The sequence below is a fragment of the Microbispora catharanthi genome (assembly GCF_006334915.2).
Taxonomy (GTDB): domain Bacteria; phylum Actinomycetota; class Actinomycetes; order Streptosporangiales; family Streptosporangiaceae; genus Microbispora; species Microbispora catharanthi.
The window spans coordinates 104,475-123,742 of record NZ_VDMA02000002.1 but is presented as its reverse complement, the minus strand read 5'-3'; the positions used below and the strand labels follow the sequence as shown (position 1 = coordinate 123,742).

General features: G+C 73.7%; 11 protein-coding genes. 10 read left to right on the top strand and 1 reads right to left on the bottom strand.

The window, feature by feature from the left end; genetic code table 11:
- Positions 1 to 152 precede the first annotated feature (152 nt).
- Genes FH610_RS03795 through FH610_RS03755 form a run of 9 tightly spaced genes read left to right on the top strand, consistent with a single transcriptional unit; the run spans position 153 to position 17,658 of the window.
- Positions 153 to 5,738 carry a non-ribosomal peptide synthetase/MFS transporter gene (locus FH610_RS03795; protein WP_139572869.1) on the top strand — a complete coding sequence of 1,862 codons (5,586 nt, stop codon included), beginning with the start codon at positions 153 to 155 and terminating at the stop codon, positions 5,736 to 5,738.
- Complete coding sequence (locus FH610_RS03790; protein WP_139572868.1) at positions 5,735 to 7,333, top strand: class I adenylate-forming enzyme family protein; 1,599 nt, start codon at positions 5,735 to 5,737, stop codon at positions 7,331 to 7,333. The genes FH610_RS03795 and FH610_RS03790 overlap by 4 nt, the downstream gene beginning before the upstream one ends.
- 1 nt (position 7,334) lies before the next feature.
- Positions 7,335 to 8,921, top strand: coding sequence for a condensation domain-containing protein (locus tag FH610_RS03785; RefSeq protein ID WP_139572867.1), 1,587 nt, complete (start codon positions 7,335 to 7,337; stop codon positions 8,919 to 8,921).
- Complete coding sequence (locus FH610_RS03780; RefSeq protein WP_139572866.1) at positions 8,915 to 9,148, top strand: acyl carrier protein; 234 nt, start codon at positions 8,915 to 8,917, stop codon at positions 9,146 to 9,148. Before FH610_RS03785 ends, FH610_RS03780 begins: the two co-directional genes overlap by 7 nt.
- On the top strand, positions 9,145 to 10,935 hold the full coding sequence (locus FH610_RS03775) for a condensation domain-containing protein (RefSeq protein ID WP_161627905.1): 1,791 nt from the start codon (positions 9,145 to 9,147) through the stop codon (positions 10,933 to 10,935). The genes FH610_RS03780 and FH610_RS03775 overlap by 4 nt, the downstream gene beginning before the upstream one ends.
- A gap of 16 nt (positions 10,936 to 10,951) precedes the next feature.
- Positions 10,952 to 11,167 (top strand): MbtH family protein, encoded by a 216-nt coding sequence (locus FH610_RS03770; protein ID WP_276607632.1) that lies wholly within the window; start codon positions 10,952 to 10,954, stop codon positions 11,165 to 11,167.
- Positions 11,164 to 12,591, top strand: a complete 1,428-nt coding sequence (locus tag FH610_RS03765) for a condensation domain-containing protein (protein WP_161627904.1) — start codon at positions 11,164 to 11,166, stop codon at positions 12,589 to 12,591. Before FH610_RS03770 ends, FH610_RS03765 begins: the two co-directional genes overlap by 4 nt.
- 13 nt (positions 12,592 to 12,604) lie before the next feature.
- Positions 12,605 to 14,521 (top strand): non-ribosomal peptide synthetase, encoded by a 1,917-nt coding sequence (locus FH610_RS03760; protein ID WP_161627903.1) that lies wholly within the window; start codon positions 12,605 to 12,607, stop codon positions 14,519 to 14,521.
- Positions 14,518 to 17,658 (top strand): non-ribosomal peptide synthetase, encoded by a 3,141-nt coding sequence (locus FH610_RS03755; RefSeq protein WP_139572862.1) that lies wholly within the window; start codon positions 14,518 to 14,520, stop codon positions 17,656 to 17,658. Before FH610_RS03760 ends, FH610_RS03755 begins: the two co-directional genes overlap by 4 nt.
- 82 nt (positions 17,659 to 17,740) lie before the next feature.
- Here FH610_RS03755 and FH610_RS03750 read toward each other — a convergent pair whose 3' ends face one another.
- Positions 17,741 to 18,562 (bottom strand): SDR family oxidoreductase, encoded by an 822-nt coding sequence (locus FH610_RS03750; RefSeq protein WP_205825538.1) that lies wholly within the window; start codon positions 18,560 to 18,562, stop codon positions 17,741 to 17,743.
- Between FH610_RS03750 and FH610_RS03745 the strand changes: the two genes are divergently transcribed.
- On the top strand, positions 18,535 to 19,140 hold the full coding sequence (locus FH610_RS03745) for a TetR family transcriptional regulator (protein ID WP_205825537.1): 606 nt from the start codon (positions 18,535 to 18,537) through the stop codon (positions 19,138 to 19,140). The genes FH610_RS03750 and FH610_RS03745 overlap by 28 nt on opposite strands.
- Positions 19,141 to 19,268 lie beyond the last annotated feature (128 nt).

Sequence of the window (19,268 nt, the reverse complement as noted above, 5' to 3'; positions counted from 1 at the left end):
CCAGGCACCAGGCAGGAAGCTCACCGGCGGTGATTCCGTCGCCGGATCGTTGGTCGTCCGCGTCTTCGCATCGAATCGCCGGCGTACCGGGCGCAGAGCGCACAGAGGAATGCCATGTTCTTAATGCAAATTTCAACCGAGGTGCCGGCGTCGTGACTCGGACCGGCCTCTCACCGGCCAAGCAGGCGCTGCTGGCGCAGCGGCTCAGGGCCGGGAAAGCCGCGAGGGTCACCGTGCCGCCGCGGCCGGTCGGCACCCACCCGCCGCTTTCGCACGCGCAGGAGCGCCTGTGGTTCCTGGAGCAGTACGCCCCGGGCACCACCGCCTACACCGTCGCCTTCGCCGTCCGGCTGGACGGCGGTGAGATCGACGACGCGGCCCTGGAGCGCGCTCTCACCGAGGTGGCCCGGCGCCACGAGAGCCTGCGCACCCGGTTCGTCACCACCGACGACGGGACTCCGGAGATCGTGCTGGACGACGAGCCCGTGGTCGAGCTGCGGCTGTCGGACGACCCCGCGACGGTGCAGGAGGACGTGCAGGAGGAGCTGAGCCGGCCGTTCGACCTCGCGACCGGCCCGCTGCTGCGGCTGCTCCTGGTCCGGCTCGGCGCCCGCGAACACGTGCTGCTCCTGACCATGCACCACGCCGTCACCGACGGCTGGTCGTGCGACATCGTGATGGAGGAGCTGCTCGCCCTGCACGAGGCGTACCGGACCGGCACCGACGCCGGTCTCGCCGCCCCGCCGGTGCAGTACGGCGACTACGCGCTGTGGGAACGCGAACGGACCCACGAGGACGACATCCGTTACTGGCGGGAGCGGCTGGCCGGGCTGCCGCCGCTCGAGCTGCCGACCGACCTGCCGCGCCCGCCTGAGCAGGGTTCGGCGGGGGCCGCCCACGGCGTCGCGCTGGACCGCGAGCTGGTGGACGCGCTCACGGCGCTGGGCGGGGAGAACGGCGCGACGCTGTACATGACCCTGCTCGCCGCCTACCAGGTGCTGCTCGCGCGGTACTCCGGCCAGGACGACTTCGCGGTGGGATCGCCCGTGTCTGGGCGTGACCTGCCGGAGCTGGAGCGGGTCGTCGGGCTCTTCATCAACTCGCTGCCGATGCGGGCCGACCTGTCCGGCGACCCGACCTTCACCGAGCTGCTCGGCCGGGTGCGCGAGACGGCGCTGGACGCCTACGCGCACCAGGAACTCCCCTTCGACCGGCTGGTCGGCGAGCTCGGCGTCGAGCGCGACGTGAGCAGATCGCCGGTGTTCCAGGTGATGTTCGCGCTGCAGAACTACCGGTCGGCCCCGCTGCGCACCCAGGGCCTGACCATGTCGGCGTACCCGTTCGAGGTGACCGCCAGCAGGTTCGACCTCGCGCTCTATCTGATGGACCAGGGCGACGGCCTGCGCGGCAACATCACCTACCGCACCGAGCTGTTCCGGCCGGCCACGATCGCGCGCCTGGCGGAGTGCTTCGAGAACCTGCTCAGGTCGATCGTCGCCGATCCCCACGCCCGGGTGTCGACTCTGGAGCTGCTCCCGGCGGCCGAGCGCGACCGCGTGCTCGGGTTCGCGGGAGCGGCTCCCGAGGCCGCGGCGCCCCCGTCGGACGCGTTCGGCGGTGCGTCGGCGCTCCATGAGGTGATCGCCGCCCAGGCGGCCCGCACCCCGTCCGCGACCGCCGTCGCCTGCGGCGGCGACACTCTCACGTACGCCGAGCTCGACGCCGCGGCCGACCGGCTCGCCCGGCGGCTGCGCGGGCTCGGCGTGCGGCGCGACGATCGCGTGGCGATCTGCCTGGAGCAGTCCACCGGGCTCGCGGTCGCGGTGCTCGGCGTGCTCAAGGCGGGCGCGGCCTACCTGCCGCTCGACCCGGAGCACCCGCGCGGCCGGCTCGAGTACGTCCTGGACGACGCCGCGGCGTCGATCGTCGTGACCAGCCAGGACCTGCGCGACCGGCTGCCCGACGCGATCACCGCCGTGCACCTCGACGACGACGCGCAGGAGCCGGGCGACCCCTGGGAACCCGCGGCGCCGGGCGACCTCGCGTATGTGATCTACACCTCCGGCACCACCGGGCGGCCCAAGGGCGTCGCGGTGCAGCACCACGAGGTCATGGTCTACCTCGCCGGCGTGCGCGAGCGGCTGGGCGTGGAGCCCGGGTCGTCCTTCGCCCTGCTCCAGTCCCTCGCCTTCGACTTCGGCGTCACGGTCTTCTACCTGTGCCTGATGACCGGCGGCACCCTGCACCTGGTGCCCTCGCGCACCGCCGGTCCCGAGCTGGCGGAGATCTTCCGGCGGACCGGGATCGACTACCTCAAGATCACGCCATCGCATCTGGCCGCCTTGCTCGCGGACGCCGGACCTGACGACCTGCTGCCCAGGAAGCTGCTGCTCTTGGGTGGCGAGGCGGCCCCGCGCGGCTGGGCGGCCGAGCTCGAGGCGACGGGCCGCTGCCGGGTCGTCAACCACTACGGGCCGACCGAGGCGACCGTCGGCGTGACCACCTACGACGTCGCCCGGCTGCCCGCCCCCGACGGCCCGGCCGAGGCGAGCGTGAGCCTGCCGATCGGCTCGCCGCTGCCCGGGGCGCGGGCGTACGTGCTGGACGAGCGGTTGCGGCCGGTGCCCGCGGGAGTGCCGGGGGAGATCTACCTCGGCGGCGACCGGCTGGCCCGCGGTTACCTGAACCGTCCCGGCCTGACCGCCGACCGGTTCCTCCCCGACCCGTACGGCCCGCCCGGCGCGCGCATGTACCGCACCGGCGACCTCGGCCGGTGGTCCGACGCGGGCGACCTGGAGTTCCTCGGCCGCCGCGACCTGCAGGTGAAGATCCGCGGCTACCGGGTCGAGCTCGGCGAGGTCGAGTCGGTGCTGGCCGACCATCCGGACGTCGCCCAGGCCGTGGTCGAGCCACGCGGCGAGCAGCTCGTCGCCTACCTCGTCCCCGTCGCCGAAAGCGCCGTGGACGGCGCGCGACCGGAGACCGCGGACGTGCGCGCGTGGCTGGCCGACCGGCTGCCCGCGTACATGATCCCGTCGCGGTACGCCTGGCTGGACGAGCTGCCGCTCAAGTCGCACGGCAAGGTGGACCGCTCGCGGCTGCCCGAGCCGGAGGCCGACGTGGCGGCGGCCGAATACGTCGCCCCGGCGCCCGGCGCCGAGGAGGACGTGGCCCGCGTCTGGGCGGAGGTGCTGGACGTCGAGCGCGTGGGGGCGCTCGACGACTTCTTCGCCCTGGGCGGCCACTCGCTGCTGGCGATGCGGGTCATCGCCCGGCTGCGCAAGGCGCATCCGGACCGGCAGATCACGGTGCTCGACGTGTTCAAGCACCGCACCGTCCGCGAGCTGGCCCGGCTGCTCACGGCCGAGGGGGACGTGCCGCGATCCCTGCTGCACCGGCTCACCCCCGCCCGGGCCGCCACCACCACCCTGGTGTGCGTGCCGTACGGCGGGGGCAGCGCGGTCGTCTACCAGCCGCTCGCGGACGCGCTGCCGGACGACTGGGCGCTCTACTCGGTCGCCGTGCCCGGTCACGAGCTGGGCGAGGAGGCCCGGCCGTTCGACGAGGTCGTGCTCGACTGCGTGGCCGAGATCTCCGAGATCATCGACAGGGACGGCGGCTCGCTCGTGCTGTACGGCCACTGCGGCCTCGGCGTCATGCTGTCCGCCGAGATGGCCCGGAGGCTGGAGGCCGACGGCCGCACGGTGGACGCGCTGTACCTCGGCGGCGTGTTCCCCTTCGCCCGCCCGGGCCGCGGGCTGAACTGGCTCGGGGCCTTCTTCGACCGCCTCACCAGCGACCAGCAGCGGGTCAACGCCCTGACCGCGGCCGGGCTCGACGTGGAGGACCTCGGCCGGGAACAGGTCAAACTGATCGTGCGCAACCGCCGCGAAGGCACCCGCTCCGCCGAGCGCTACTTCACGCGGATCTTCGAGGAGGGCGGCGGCCCGGCGCTGCGCGCGCCGGTGATCTCCGTGGTCGGCGAACGCGACCCGGCGGCCGAGTTCTACCAGGAACGTTACAAGGAGTGGCACTGCCTGTCAGACGAGACGGCGTGCGTCGTCCTCGACGAGGCCGGGCACTTCTTCCTGCGGTATCGCAACGAGGAGCTGGCCGAGATCGTCACCGGCACCCACGCCGCCCTCGCCTCCGGGCGTACGGAGGGGATGGAACGGGACGAGGACCGCACCTGGTGGCTGCAGGGCGTCTCGCGCCGGTCCGCCGCGGCCGGGGCCCAGGTGGACGCGGCTGAAGCGGACGCGGCTGAGGTGGGCGCGGCTACGGCCGAGGTGAGCGGGGCGCAGGACGACCCGGACGGCGCGGCGGGCACGCCGGTGCGCGTCGGCCCACCGCCCAGCATGCGGCGCTTCCTCGTCGTCGCGGCCGGACAGCTCGTCTCGATCACCGGCTCCGCGCTGACCGAGTTCGCCATCCCGCTGTGGATCTATCTCACCACCGGTTCGCTCGCCCGGTTCGCGCTGTTCTCCGTGCTCGGACTGCTGCCCGGCATGCTCGTCGCCCCGCTGGCCGGAGCCATCGTCGACCGGTTCGACCGGCGCAAGGTCATGATGGCCGGGGACGCGGCCGCCGGCGGCACCCAGCTCGTGCTGGGACTGCTGCTGTGGACCGGCAACCTGCAGACCTGGCACATCTATCCGCTGCTGGTCTGTCTGTCCGTCGCGCTCACCTTCCAACGGCTCGCGTACGGCTCGGCGATCCCGCAGCTCGTGCCGAAACGGTTCCTCGGGCATGCCAACGGCGTCGTCCAGATGGCCACCGGCACCGCGCAGCTCATCGTGCCGCTGATCGCGGTCGGGCTGATGGCGGCGATCGGGCTGGAGGGCATCCTCGTCATCGACGTGGTCAGCTACGTCGTCGCCACGCTCACCGTCGCGCTGATCCGCTTCCCGGCGACGATGGCCTGGAAGCGGCGGGAGAGCGTGCTCGCCGAGATGATGGGCGGCATCCGCCACTCCTGGGGCAACCGGGGCTTCCGCGCGATGCTGTTCTACTTCGCGGTGCTGAACATCTTCCTGTCCCCGCTGTTCATGATGATCTCGCCGCTGGTGCTGTCGTTCGGGTCGCTGGCCGAGGTCGGACGGGTGTCGTTCGCGGGCGGGCTCGGCGCCTTCCTCGGCGGCCTGGCCATGGCCGCCTGGGGCGGACCGCGCCGCAGGCGGTTGCTCGGCGTGCTGCTGTCCACGCTCGCCCTGTCGGTGTTCTGCCTGCTGACCGGGCTGCGCCAGGACCTGTTCCTCATCGCGGTCGGCGCGTTCGGCATGTCGCTGTGCCTCACCCTGCTGAACGGCGTCTACGCCACGATCATCCAGGTCAAGGTGCCGCAGCGGTTCCACGGCCGGGTCATCGCGCTGAACACGCTGATCGCCTGGTCCACCCTGCCGATCGGGTTCGGCCTGGTCGCGCCGTACGGCGCGCAGGTCTTCGAGCCGCTGCTCGCCCCGGACGGCCCGCTCGCGAGCACGGCGGGCGCGGTGCTCGGCACCGGCGCCGGCCGCGGGATCGGCTTCATGTACGCCTGCTTCGCGGTGGCGATCGCGGTCATCGCACTGGTCGCGCTGCGGATCCGGGTGCTGCGCCGGTTCGACACCGACGTGCCCGACGCCCTGCCGGACGACGTCGTCGGCTACCAGGCCCTGACCGAACGCATCGCGGCCGCCCGTACGGACACACGGGCGGATGCACGGGCGGCCCGCGAACCCGAGAAGGAGCACGCATGACGGGGACGACGAGGACGCGGGGCGCGCCCGCGCTCACCGTGCCGGAGCTGCTGCGGCTGCGCGCAGGGCAGGAACCGGACGGCGTCGCGATGATCGTGGAGGGGCACGGGACGCTCACCTTCGCCGATTGGGACCGCAGGTCGGCGGCGCTCGCCGCCGGGCTGGCGGACCGGGGCGTCGCCCCGGGCGACCGGGTGGCGCTGCACTTCGGCAGCCGCGACTGGATCGACTTCGCCGTGGCGTTCTTCGGGGTGCTCAAGGCGGGCGCGGTGGCCGTGCCGATGTCGGACCGGCTGGCGCCCGCCGAGCTGCGCTACATGATCGAGCACTGCGCGGCGTCGGCGGTGCTGCTCGGCCGGGACCTCACGGCGCCGTCGGGACCGGGGCCGGTGGAGAGGGCCGGGGAGCCGTGGACCGCGACCCCGGCGGAGCTGGAAGCCGGCTTCGGGGCGGAGACGGCGCAGGAAGGACCGCGGGTGCGGCCCGGCGACCTGGCGCAGATCCTCTACACCTCCGGCACGACCGGGCGGCCCAAGGGGGTCGGCGCGAGCCACGCCAACCTGGCCTACGGGTGCGTCACACAGCCCAAGCACCGCAGGTTCGCCCACTCGCGCCACCTGCTGCACGCCTTCCCGATCGGCACCAACGCCGGCCAGACCATGCTGATCAACGCGCTGGACGCCCGGCCGACCGTGCTGACCCCGGCGAGGTTCACGCCCGGCCGGTTCGCCCGGCTGATCGAGACCTACCGTCCCGGCACGGTGTTCCTGGTGCCCTCGATGGCGATCGAGCTGCTCGACGCCGGGCTGCACGAGCGGCACGACATGTCCAGCGTGGTGCTGCTGGGGTCGGCGGCGGCCGCGCTTCCCCCCGCCCTGTCGGAACGTCTGTCGGTGGCCTTCCCGAACGCGACCGTGACGAACTACTACACGTCCACCGAGGCCGCCCCCGCCCAGACGATCATGATTTACGACCGGACGCGGCCGGCCGCGCTGGGGCGGCCCGCGTTCGGCGGCTCGCTGCGCATCACCGACGAGGAGGGCAACCCGCTTCCGCCCGGGGAGACCGGCGAGGTGTGGATGCGGTCGCCCACCGCCACCCGGTCCTACTACGGCGACGCCGAGGCCAGCGCCCGGTCGTTCCGCGACGGCTGGGTGCGCATGGGCGACGTCGGATACGTGGACGCCGACGGTTACCTCTACCTCGTCGACAGGGAGAGCGACGTGGTCAAGACCGGCGCGTTCAAGGTGTCCACGCTCCAGGTGGAGGCCGCGCTTCACGAGCACCCGGGGATCGCCGAGGCGGCCGTGTTCGGGCTCCCGCATCCGGTGCTGGGCTCCGTGCTGGGCGCCGCGGTCGTGCCCAGCTCGCCGCGGTCGCCGGGACAGTCGGAGAGCCCCGGGTTGTCGGAAAGCCTCGGGTTGTCGGAGAGCGAGGTGCGCGCCTTCCTGATGGACCGGCTGGCCTGGCACGAGCTGCCCGAACGGGTCCTCGTGGTCGACAGCCTGCCCAGGAACCAGTCAGGCAAGGTCATCAAGAAGGAGCTGCCCGCGCTGCTGGGCGACTCCGTGATCAGCACGACGGAAGGCAAGTGAGATGTCACCGACACTCATCGACGAGGGGGAGCAGGCGTCCCTCGCACAGCACGGCATGTGGATAACGGAGCAGATGGGCTGCGGGGGCCGGGTGTACCACATGCCGCTGGCCATCCGGTTCGACGGCCCCCTCGACGTGGACCGGCTGCTGGCGGCCTGCCACGACGTGGTCCGCGCGCATCCCCAGCTGGCCTCGGCCCTGGCGGAGCGGGACGGCGTGGTGCGCCTGGTGCCCGCCGCCGTGCCGCCGCCGATCGGGTTCGAGGACGCCTCCGGGTTCGAGGACGCAGGGCGTGAGCCCGGCGAGCTGGTCGACCGGGAGGCGTCGCTCGCCCTGGACCTGGGGACCGGGCCGACCGCCCGGTTCACGGTGTTCCGGCTCGCGCCGGAGCGGCACCTGCTCGTCTTCGTCGCCCACCACGCCGTCTTCGACGGCATGTCGAAGGACATCCTGGTGCGCGGCCTGGCCGGCGCCTACGCCGGGTTGCCGTCGCCGGCCCTTCCCCTGACCTACGGCGAGGCCGTCGAGCGGGAGAACGCCCGGGTGGCCGAGCTGCTCGGCGACGCCGCCGAGTTCTGGCGCGGCCGCTGGCAGGACCGGCAGGACCTGCGACTGCCCGGGCTGTCCGGGGTCTCGACCCGCGCGGCGGACGGCGACGCCGTCGACTTCGCGCTTCCCGCCGATCTCGCCGTCGCCGCGGACAAGATGGGCGTCACCCGGTTCGAGCTGGTGCTCGCCGCCGTGCACACCCTGCTCGCGGCGTACGGCAACGAGGACGCGGCGGTGGCCGTCGACCTGTCGACCAGGACCGAGGAGACGCGGGGCCACATCGGCCTGTTCGTGAACGAGCTGCCGGTGCCCGCCCCGGCACCCGGCGGGACGTTCGCCGAGTTCGCCCACACCGTACGCGACGAGTTGCGGGCCACGTACCGGTTCCGGGAGGTGCCGCTCGCGCGTGCGGTCGGCGGCGTGAGCCCGCGCACCGCGCTGACGCCCGTGTCGGTCAGCTACCGCAGGCGTGACGGGAGCGCGCCGGAGTTCCCCGGCGTCGAGGCGTCGGTGGACTGGATGTCGTTCAACCACGCGGTGCGCGGCACGCTGCACCTGCAGGTGGTCGACGCGCCGGACGGCGTCGCGGCCCGGCTGCAGTTCAACCCGCTCGTCCTGGGCCGGTCGGGCTGCGAGACCGTCGCCGAGGACCTGCTCGCCCTGCTGCGGGCGCTGGCCGCCGCTCCGGACGCCGACGTGGCCGACCTGCCGCTGCCGTCCCCGGTGGTCGACGGCGTGGTCGAGCCGTCCTTCGCCCGGGCCGGGGAGCCGGCCCCCTCGGCACGGGCCGGCGAGGCGGACGCTGTGCCGTACCTCGCGGAGGTGGGCGAGATCTGGCGCGAGGTGCTCGGCATGCCGGAGATCGGTCCGGACGAGGACCTGTTCGACCTCGGCGGGCACTCGCTGTCGATCACGCAGATCATCGCGAAGGTGCGCGAGCGGATGGACGTGGAGCTGTCCTTCGACGTGTTCTTCGACGAGCCGACGATCGCCGGGATCGCGGCGGAGGTCGCCCGCCTGCGGGAGGAGACGTGCTGAGGGAGCGCGTGGCCGAGCTGGTGTCGAAGGCGAGCGGCGGCGACCTGACCGTCGCCGACATCCTGGCGGCGAACTGCAGCCTGCCCGCGCTCGGCCTCACCTCGATCGCCTACCTCCGGCTGATCGACCTGCTGGAGACCGAGTTCGACTGCGACGTCGACCTGGACGGCGGCCACCTCGACACGCTCGACGGCCTGGTCGAGCACATCGCGGGGCAGCGGAAGTGACTACGAGCCCGCCGGCGCAGGTCACCGGTCTCACGGCGCTGCCGCCGCGCACCGTGGAGTTCCGCGGCGCACGGGGCGGGCAGGCCGCGCTGACCTGGGGCCAGCAGGGGATCTGGCGCTCCACGCAGTGGCTGGACGACGGCGACCCCTACTTCAACCTGGCCTGGACCCTGCCGGTGACCGGCGCGGCCGGCCTGGACGCGGTGCTGCGCGCGGTGGGCCGTCTCGTCGAGCGGCACGAGACGCTGCGCACGGCGTTCGTCCGGAACGGCGAGGGTACCGGGGAGAACACGGTCCAGCGGGTGAGCCGGGAGGGCCGGCTCACGGTCGGCGTGTACGAGGCGGCGGCCAAGCCGATGAGCGCGGCCAAGGCGCTGGCCGCCGAGCTGGCCGCGACCGGGTTCGACTACGCGGCCGAGCTGCCGATCCGGTGCGCGGTGGTCTGCCAGAGGGGCCGGCCGCGCGCGCTGGCGCTCGCGTTGTCCCATCTCGCGCTCGACGGCTGGTCGCTGAACATGGTGGCCGCGGAGTGGCCGCGGCTGGTCGCGGGGGAGGACCTGCCCGGCCCGGGCTGGCAGCCGCTCGACCAGGCGGCCTCCGAGCGGTCGGACCCGCCGCCCGGCGGCCAGGCGCTGCGGCACTGGCGGACCGGGCTGGCGTCCGCCCCGCGTTCGATGTTCGACTTCCCGACGAGGGAACCCGAGGAGCCGCGCTTCGTCCGGCACGGGATGGACTCCCCGGCGGTGGCCGTCGCCGCCGAGGCGCTCGCCGCCCGGCACGGCGTGACGACCTCCAGCGTGCTCACGGTCGCCAGCGCCGCGCTGCTGGCCGCCGTCACCGGGCACCCCAGGGCGGCGCTGCAGCTCATCGTGTCGAACCGGCACCACCCGGGGATGGAGGCGATGGCCGGGCCCGCAGCCCAGGACGGGCTGTGCGTCGTCGAGATGGGGGCCGGCACGTTCGCCGACGCGCTGCGGCACGGACACCGCAGGACCATGGCGACCTACCGGAACGGGCACTACGACCCCGCGCTCGTGCTGGCCGCGTGGGAAGCGGAGGCATGGGACCGCGGCGCCGACATCGACCTGGACGCGTTCTTCAACGACGTCAGGCAGGCGGGCCGCTGGCAGGGCCTGCCGCCGGTCGATCCCGGGGACGCCGCTGCGCTCGCCGCACTGCGCGAGCGGACCAGGACGTTCTTCGTCGGCGCCTACTCGAAGGTCAAGGCGAGGATCTTCTTCGCCACCGGCCCGGCCCCGTCCACCTGCGAGTTCTACGTGCTGGTGGACACGGCCTTCCTGCCCGGGGACGTCGCCGGGCGGATGCTCACCGGCCTGGAGGAACTGCTGGTCCGGGCGGTCTCCGAGGAGGTGCCGCTGGACCAGGTCGCGAAGGTGGCGGGCCTGGACCCGGTGCTGCGCCCCGCCGGGTGGACGGCGATCGGCCCCGACTGGGTGGACGTGCCGGAGACCGAGGCGCTGCTGCGCCGGGTGTGCGGGACCGACCTCGCCGCGGTCGTGGTGGAGGACGCCGGAGACGACGCCGGAGACGCGGCCGCGGCCCGGCTGACCGGGTATCTCGTCGCGCGTCCCGGGCTGGACACGCCCGAGGCCGTCCACGCCGCCGTGATGCGTGCCGCGGCCGGCCGGACTGACGTGCTCGCCCCCCACCACTACGTCCTGTGCACGGCGTCGCCGGCCGGCCCCGCCGGTTGGCCCGCCTGTCCCCGCTTGATCGAGGGCGGTGGCCGGGCCCCGTCTTCCGCAATGACCGTCTTGGGAAGGTGACATGATCGACTCCCCGATGCTCGTGGTCGTCAACGACGAGGAGCAGTACTCCGTATGGTGGAGCGACCGCGAGCCGCCCGCCGGGTGGCGGGCCACCGGCTTCGCGGGCACGCGGCAGGAATGCCTGGACCACATCGAGACGGTGTGGACCGACATGCGCCCGCTGAGCGCACGCGACCCGGAAACGCTGAGCGTACGCGACCCGGCAACGCTGAGCGCCCGGGACAGATGACCACCGCGGAGCGCCGCGCCGCGCTGATCGAGAAGCTGGCCGGGCTGCCCCCCGAGCGCCGGGCGGCGCTGCTGCGCTCCCTCGGGGGCGCGGCGCGGGAGCCCGGCGGGCAGGAGTGGCCGCTGTCGCCGGGACAGGAGCGCCTGTGGTTCCTCAGCCGCTTCGACCCCGGCGACACCAGTTACAACACACCCTGGTGCATGCGGCTGCGCGGGCCGCTCGACGTGGACGCGCTGACCGCGGCGTTCACCCGGATCGTGGAGCGGCACGAGGTGCTGCGGACCCGCTTCCGGCTGCGCGGGGACGCCCCCGTGCAGGTCGTGCTGCCGCCCGGACCCGTGCCGCTGGAGAAGATCGCGCTCTCCGGAGAGGCGGACCTCGACCGGGCGCTGAAGGAGTTCGTCGAGCGCCCGTTCGACCTGGAGAACGAGCCTCCCCTGCGGGCCGGGCTGGCCGAGCCGGGCAAGGACGACGCGGTCGTGTGCATCGTCCTGCACCACATCGTGATGGACGGCTGGTCGCTCGACGTGCTCCTGCGCGAGCTCACGGAGTGCTACGCCGCCGGGCGCGAGGGACGTGAGCCCGAGCTGCCTGAGCTGCCCACGCAGTACCCCCGCTTCGCCGTACAGGAGAGACAGCGGGACCACACGCAGGGCCTGGAGCACTGGACGCGCCGCCTGACCGGCGCGCCCGCGCTGGACCTCCCGGCCGACCACCCCCGCCCGGACCGCTGGTCCGGGCGCGGCGGGCGCGAGCACCTGCTGCTGCCGCCGGAGGAGATCACGCCGCTGGAGAAGGTGGCCAGGAAGCGGCGCTGCACGTCCTTCATGGCCCTGGTCGCCGCCTACCAGGCGACCCTCGCCCTGGCGTCGGGCCAGACCGACTTCTGCATCGGCGTGCCGGTGGCCGGCCGTACCCGCAGCGAGCTGGCGCCGCTGATCGGCTACTTCGGCAACACGATGGTGCTGCGCGCCGACCTGTCCGGCGACCCGTCGTTCCACGAGCTGCTGGACCGCGTGCGGGAGGCGACCCTGGCCGGGATGCGGCACGCGGAGGTGCCGTTCGAGCACGTCCTGGCCGCGCTGCGCGTCTCCCGCGACATCAGCAGGCCGCCGCTGTGCCAGGCCATGTTCAATCTGCACAACCTGCCCAAGGACGACCTGCTGGGGACCCGGATGGCCGACCTCGACCGGGAGGTCTACACGGTCCCGCCCAGCCACACGAAGTCGGAAGTCTCGATGGACCTGTGGCGGGGCCCGGAGGGGCTGGGCGGCGTCCTCGACTACAGCAGCGATCTGTTCGCGCCCGCGACCGCGCGCCGCCTCGTCGGCGGCTTCGCCGAGGTCGTACGGCGGGCCGGGGCCGACCCGGACATCCCGCTGTCGGCGCTGAGCGGCGCGTTCGCGAGCGTGTTCCCGAAGTGAAAGGTGCATGAAAGTGAGTGACGCGGTGAGCGGCGTGACCAGCCCTGATACGGCGCTCGCGCTGATCCGCCGGTGGCGTGACGCGAGCCCCGACGCGGTCGCGGTGAGCGGCGCCGGCGGCGTGCTGACCTACCGGGAGCTGCACGACAGGGTCGACCGGCTGGCGGCGCTGCTGCGCGCCCGCGGAATCGGCCCGGAGGTCCCGGTGGGCCTGTGCCTGGAGCGCTGCCCCGGCATGGTCGTCGCCCTGCTCGCCGTGTGGCGGGCCGGCGGCGCCTACGTGCCGCTCGACCCGGGATTCCCCGAGGACCGGCTCCGGTTCATGCGGGAGGACGCGGGCATCCGGCTGGTGCTGGCCGGCCAGGGCGTCGAGTCCCGGCTGCTCGACGGCGTCCCAGACGTCGTCGAGCTGACGCAGGACGGCGTTCCCGTCGCGGGCTGGGCGTCCGGCGACGGGCCGGCCGACGGCGAGGTGTCGGTCGGCGGCGCCGCGGGCGACCTGGCCTACCTCATGTACACCTCCGGCTCCACCGGCAGGCCCAAGGGGGTCGCCGTGCCGCACGGCGCGGTGGTCAACCTGCTGGAGTCCTTCGCCTCCCTGCTGGAGCTCACCCCGCGCGACGCCTGGCTTGCGGTCACCACGCTGTCGTTCGACATCTCGGTGCTCGAGCTCCTCCTGCCGCTGGCCTGCGGTGCCCGGGTGGTGGTCGCGTCCGGGCACGAGACGGCGGACGGCCGCGCCCTGCGGTCGCGCGCCGTGAGCGAGGCCGTCACGATCATGCAGGCGACCCCGGCGAGCTGGCGCATCCTGCTCGAATCCGGCGGGGTCCCCGAGAACGTCGCGACCCGGCTGTGCGGGGGCGAGGCGCTGCCCCGCGACCTCGCCGACGCCCTCCTCGACGGCGGCGCCCGGCTCTGGAACGTGTACGGCCCGACCGAGACGACCGTCTGGTCGACGGCCGGCCGGGTGGCCCCCTCTCCCGCGCCTGTGGACCTGGGCGAGCCCATCGGCAACACGACGGTGCACATCCTCGGCCCCGACGGGCGTCCTGTGCCGCCCGGCGAGGCCGGTGAGCTGCACATCGGCGGCGCCGGCCTGGCCAGGGGATACCGCGGCATGCCGGGCCAGACGGCGGCCAGGTTCCTGCCCGACCCGTTCTCCGAAGCGCCGGGGGCCCGCCTGTACGCCACGGGCGACCTCGCCCAGATCGAGAACGGCAGGCTCCGCTACCTGGGCCGGGCCGACCAGCAGGTGAAGGTGCGCGGGTTCCGGATCGAGCTCGGCGAGATCGAGAGCGTGCTGCGGGCCGCGCCGGAGGTGGCCGGCGCCGCCGTCGGCGTCTGCGACGGTCCCGACGGGCTGCCGCGTCTGGTCGCCTACGTTGTACGCGCGGCCGGGGAGCCCGGGGAGCCCGAGGAGGCCGACCTGTGGCCGTCCCTGCGTGACCGGCTGCGCCGCGACGTGCCCGAGTACATGGTGCCCGCGCACCTCGTGGTGCTGGACGCCCTGCCGCTCACCCCCAACGGCAAGCTCGACCGCAAGGCGCTGCCCGTGCCCGAGTGGACTCGCGCGCGGAGCCGGCCTTACCGGCCCGCGTCCACCCCGCTGGAGGAGGACCTCGCGGCGATGTGGGGGGAGGTGCTCGGCATCGCGGAACCGGTCGGCGTCGACGACGACTTCTTCGAGCTGGGCGGGCACTCGCTGACCGCCACCCAGATCATCGCCAGGATCCAGGCGCGCTTCGCGATCAACGTGCCGATCGTGGTGCTGTTCGAGAACCCCACGGTGGCCGATCTGGCGGCGGCGATGGACCGGCTCGACGACGACGACCTGGACCTCGCCGAGATCGCCGCGCTCCGCGACGAGCTCGACGGCCTCAGCGCCGAGGACCTGGCGGTCGTGCTCGACGAGATGGCGTCGGACGCATGAGGGCGCCCCTGTCGCCGGGCCAGGAACGGCTCTGGCTCCTGCAGAGGCTGAATCCCCGCGACGCCTCGTACACGATGTACACCGTCCGCCGGCTGCGCGGGCCCCTCGACACCGGCACCCTCGAACAGGCCCTCGCCGACGTCGTGGCCCGGCACGAGGGCCTGCGCACCCGGTTCGACGAGGAGGACGGCGTCCCCTGGGCGGTCGCCGAGCCGCCGGGGGCGGCGGGGTCCCTCCCGCCGGTGGAGCGGATTGAGGCCGGCGACGAGGAGCATGCCCGGCGGCTCGTCGCCGAGCGGGTGAACGCGCCGTTCGACCTCGCCGAGGGCGTGCCGCTGCGCGTCGCGGTCATCGCGATCGGCGCGCTGGACCACGTCCTGTGCGTCACGATGCACCACATCATCGGCGACGGCTGGTCGCTGGGGATCCTCTTCGACGACCTGGCGGAGTGCTACACCGCGCGCCTGCACGGGCGCGCGCCGAGTCTGGCGCCGCTGCCGGTCCAGCCGTCCGACTACGCCCGCTGGCAGCGCCGCCGCGCCGAGCGCGCGGTGCCGTACTGGCAGGAGCGGCTGGCCGATCCGCCGCCGCCCGACCTGCCCTGCGGCATGGGGAGCGGGGGCAGCGGTGACGAGGGCATCCGTGACGAGGGGCGCGCGGGCTTCCAGATCGTCCGGATGGGCCGGGAGGTCGCGGGCGAGCTGGACCGGCTCGCCCGCGAGCACAGGACCACGCTGTTCACCGTGCTCATGACGGCCTACCAGGTGCTGCTGAACCGGCACACCGGCCACACCGACGTCCTCGTCGGCACGGCCGTGGCGGGCCGCGACCGGGTCGAGCTGGAGCCGATGATCGGCTACCTCTCGCAGACCGTCGTGCTGCGCGGCGACCTCGACGGCGATCCGTCGTTCACCGAGCTGCTGGGGCGCATCAGGCATGAGGCGCTGACGGCGCTGAGCCGGCCTTCGGTCCCGTTCGAGCGGATCGGGCACCCCGCCGAGGCGCTGATGCCGACCATGTTCATCCTGCACACCCAGGACCTGGGGCCCACCCGGCCGTTCGGCGACCTGTCCGTCGGCTTCTTCCCCGACGGGTACCGGCAGGTCAAGCTCGGACTGTACGCCGAGGCGTGGTTCGAGGACGGCGAGATCGTCGTGTCGTTCGGCCACGACGGGTCCAGCGGATCTCCGCACGAGGCGGAGGCCGTCCGACGGCTCGCCGAGCGCTTCCTGCTCCTGCTCGAGTCGGCCGTGGCCGAGCCGCATCGCCGGATCTCCGAGCTGCGCGTCTGGACCGGCGACGACGAGGCCGACATCCGTGCCATGGCCGGCGACGGCGCCGACGCCCCGGAGCCGGACAGCAGAGGACCGATGGTCCCCGAGATGATCGCGGAGACCGTCCGGCGCACGCCCGGCGCCGTCGCGGTGGTCTGCGGGGAGACCGAGATCACCTACGGCGAACTGGACCGGCGGGCGGCACGTCTCGCCGCGGCGCTGCGGGCGGAGGGCGTGCGCCCCGGCGACGTGGTCGGCGTCTGCCTGCCCCGTTCGGCCGAGGCGATCAGCGCGCTGCTCGCCGTCTGGCGGGCCGGCGCGGCCTACCTGCCGTTCGAGCCGGACGAGCCGGAGGAGCGGCTGGCCTTCTCGCTCGCGGACGCCGGGGCCACACACGTGATCACGACCCGGGCGCTGCCCGCCGGGCTCACCGCCGTCGACCCGCTGGGCGGCGAGGACCATGCGGCCCCCGACGATCAGGGCGAACCGGCCGGCACGCGCCCGGGCGACGTGGCCTACGTGATCTCCACCTCCGGCTCCACCGGCAGGCCCAAGGGCGTCGCCGTCGAGCACCGCGCCATCGCGGCCCGGATCCGGTGGATGCGCGAGGAGTACGGCCTGGCGCCCGGCGACCGCGTCGTCCAGTTCGCGTCGCTGAGCTTCGACACCCACCTCGAAGAGGTCTTCCCCACGCTCGCCGCGGGAGCGACCCTGGTGCTGCTGCCGGGCGGGGCGGCGACCCTCCCCGACCTGCTCGCCGCCCCGGGCGGGGAGCGGATCACGATGCTCGACCTGCCCACCGCCTACTGGCACCACCTGGTCGAGGAGATCGACCAGATCGCCTGGCCGCCCGCGCTCCGTCTGGTCGTCATCGGCGGCGAGCAGGCGTCCGGCGGCGCGGTCACGCGCTGGCGCGGCCGGTTCGGCGACGGCGTCCGCCTGGTGAACACCTACGGCCCGACCGAGGCCGCGGTCATCGCGACCGCGACCGACCTCGGCGCGACGCCGTACGGCAGGCCGCCGATCGGGCGGCCCGTCGGCGCGACGACGGTCCACCTGCTCGACGCCGCCGGGGCGCCGGTCCCGAAGGGCGTGATCGGCGAGCTCGTCATCGGCGGGGTCGGGGTGGCGCGCGGCTACCTGCGCCGCCCGGCGCTCACGGCCGCCGCCTTCGTCCCCGACCCGCTGGGGTCGCCGGGATCGCGGAGGTACCGCACCGGCGACCGGGCGCGCTGGAACCAGGAGGGCGCGCTGGAGTTCCTCGGACGGCTCGACGGGCAGCTCAAGGTCCGCGGCTTCCGGATCGAGCCGGGCGAGGTCGAGGCGCGGCTGCTCGACCACCCGGGCGTCGGCCAGGCGTTCGTGACGGTCCACGCCGAGGAGCTGGTGGCGTACGTGACCGGGACCGCGACCGGGGAGGAGCTCGCCGGGCACCTCGCGCGGACCCTGCCGCGCCATCTCGTCCCGACCGCCTGGGTCGTTCTCGACGCGCTGCCGCTCACCAGCCGCGGCAAGGTGGACCGGGCGGCGCTGCCCGCGCCGGTCCGGACGCCGTCGGCCGGGCATGTCCCGCCGAGCACGGACGCGGAGCTGCTGGTGGCCGAGATCTGGGCGGAACTGCTCGGCGTCGGTTCCATCGGCGTGAACGACGACTTCTTCACCCTGGGCGGGCACTCGCTGCTCGCGACGAGGATCGCGGCCAGGCTGCGCCGGGGGACCGGGGTGGAGGTCCCGGTCCGGACGATCTTCGAGCGGCGCACCGTGGCCGAGCTGGCGGTCGCGCTGGAGGACCTGCTGGTGGCCGAGCTGGAGAACATGTCGGAGGAAGAGGCCGAGCGCCTGCTCTCGTCCGCCGGCAGCTGACCGCGAGGCGGGCGCCCTGTGTCGTCTGGGCGTCCGCCTCATGCTGTCCGGGCGTCCGCCTCATGCTGTCCGGGCGTCCGCCTCATGCTGTCCGGGCGGCCGGCGTGACCAGGTAATCGCCGTGCTCCAGGTCTTCGAGCAGCGTCGGGTAGGAGGGCGACCAGCCGAGCAGCTCCTGCGTGCAGGAGCTGGAGACGGGCCCGTCGAAGCCGTAGGCGGTGGCCATGAACGGGCTCACGAAGTGCGTGGCGGCCTCGTCGGGGGTCAGCGAGACCGTGGGCAGATCCAGGCCCCGGGCGATCGTCTCTGCGATGCTCTTCAGGGTGACGCCGCTTTCGGCTACTCCGTGCAGCACGCTGCCCGCAGGTGCCTTCTCCACCGCCAGGCGGAACAGGACCGCCGCGTCGAGCCGGTGCACCGCGGGCCAGCGGTTGGCGCCGTCTCCGATGTACGCCGAGACGCCGGTCTTTCGCGCGGTGGCGATGAGCATGGGGATGAAACCGTGGTCTTCGGGACCGTGGACGGTGGGAGCGAGGCGGACCACGCTCGTGCGCACTCCCCGGGTGGCGAAGCTGAGACACGCTCGCTCACCCGCGATGCGGAAGGCGGCGATCCCGGCCGCGTCGGGCTCGTCCTTCTCGGTGGTCTCCCGCCCGGCGGGCATGACCAGGGTGCCCGAGGTGACGACGAGCGGCTTGCCCGAGTGTTCCAATGGCCGGCCGAGTGTCTCGATCGCGGTCCGGTCGCGCCTCATCATGTCGTCGAGGTCGGAGAAGTCGCCGCCGTAGGCCATGTGCACGACTCCGTCGGCGGCTGCGGCGCCCCTGTGCAGGCTGTCGAGGTCGTCCAGGGAGCCGCGGTGTGGTGTGGCCCCCAGTGACTCCAGCCGGGCGGCGGCGGCCACGGAGCGGAGCAGAAGCGCGCCGCCGCCTTCAGCAGGCGGCCCTGGAGCTGTACCGGGAACGCGGGTTCGAGCAGACGACCACGGCCGAGATCGCCGCCAGGGCCGGCGTCAACGAACGCACGTTCTTCCGGCACTTCCCGGACAAGCGCGAGGTGCTCTTCGACGGCGAATCCGACCTGCGCGCCGCGCTGACGCGGGAGGTAGCCGAAGCGCCTCATGATCTGCAGCCGCTCGAAATGCTGCTCTGCGCCTTCCGGAAGGTCGAACGGATCCTTGAGGACAACCGCCCGTTCGCCGAACCACGACTACAAGTCATCGCGGCGACACCGGCACTCCGTGAACGCGACCTGGCCAAGGCCGCGTCGATCACCGAAGCCGTGGCGGAGGCACTGCGGCAGCGCGGCGTCACCCATCGGCTGGCCGGCCTGGCTGCTCAGACCGGCTGGGCCGCCTTCCACCAAGCGGTCCACGCCTGGATCGACGACCCCTCACAGAGCTTGGACGCACATCTCCTCCAAGCCTTCGACGACCTGCGCGCCCTCTCCGTGACTGCTCCACCCAGCACAGGCGCGGCCTGAAGACCGAAACCACTCCATCCAAGGCCGTCGATCGCCGCGAGCGAACGGGTGCCTACTCGGGCAGATGTTCCCGGTCCTGGCCGGCGTTATGGTGCGACCGCCGCGCACGTACAGGTGCGCGGCGGTCG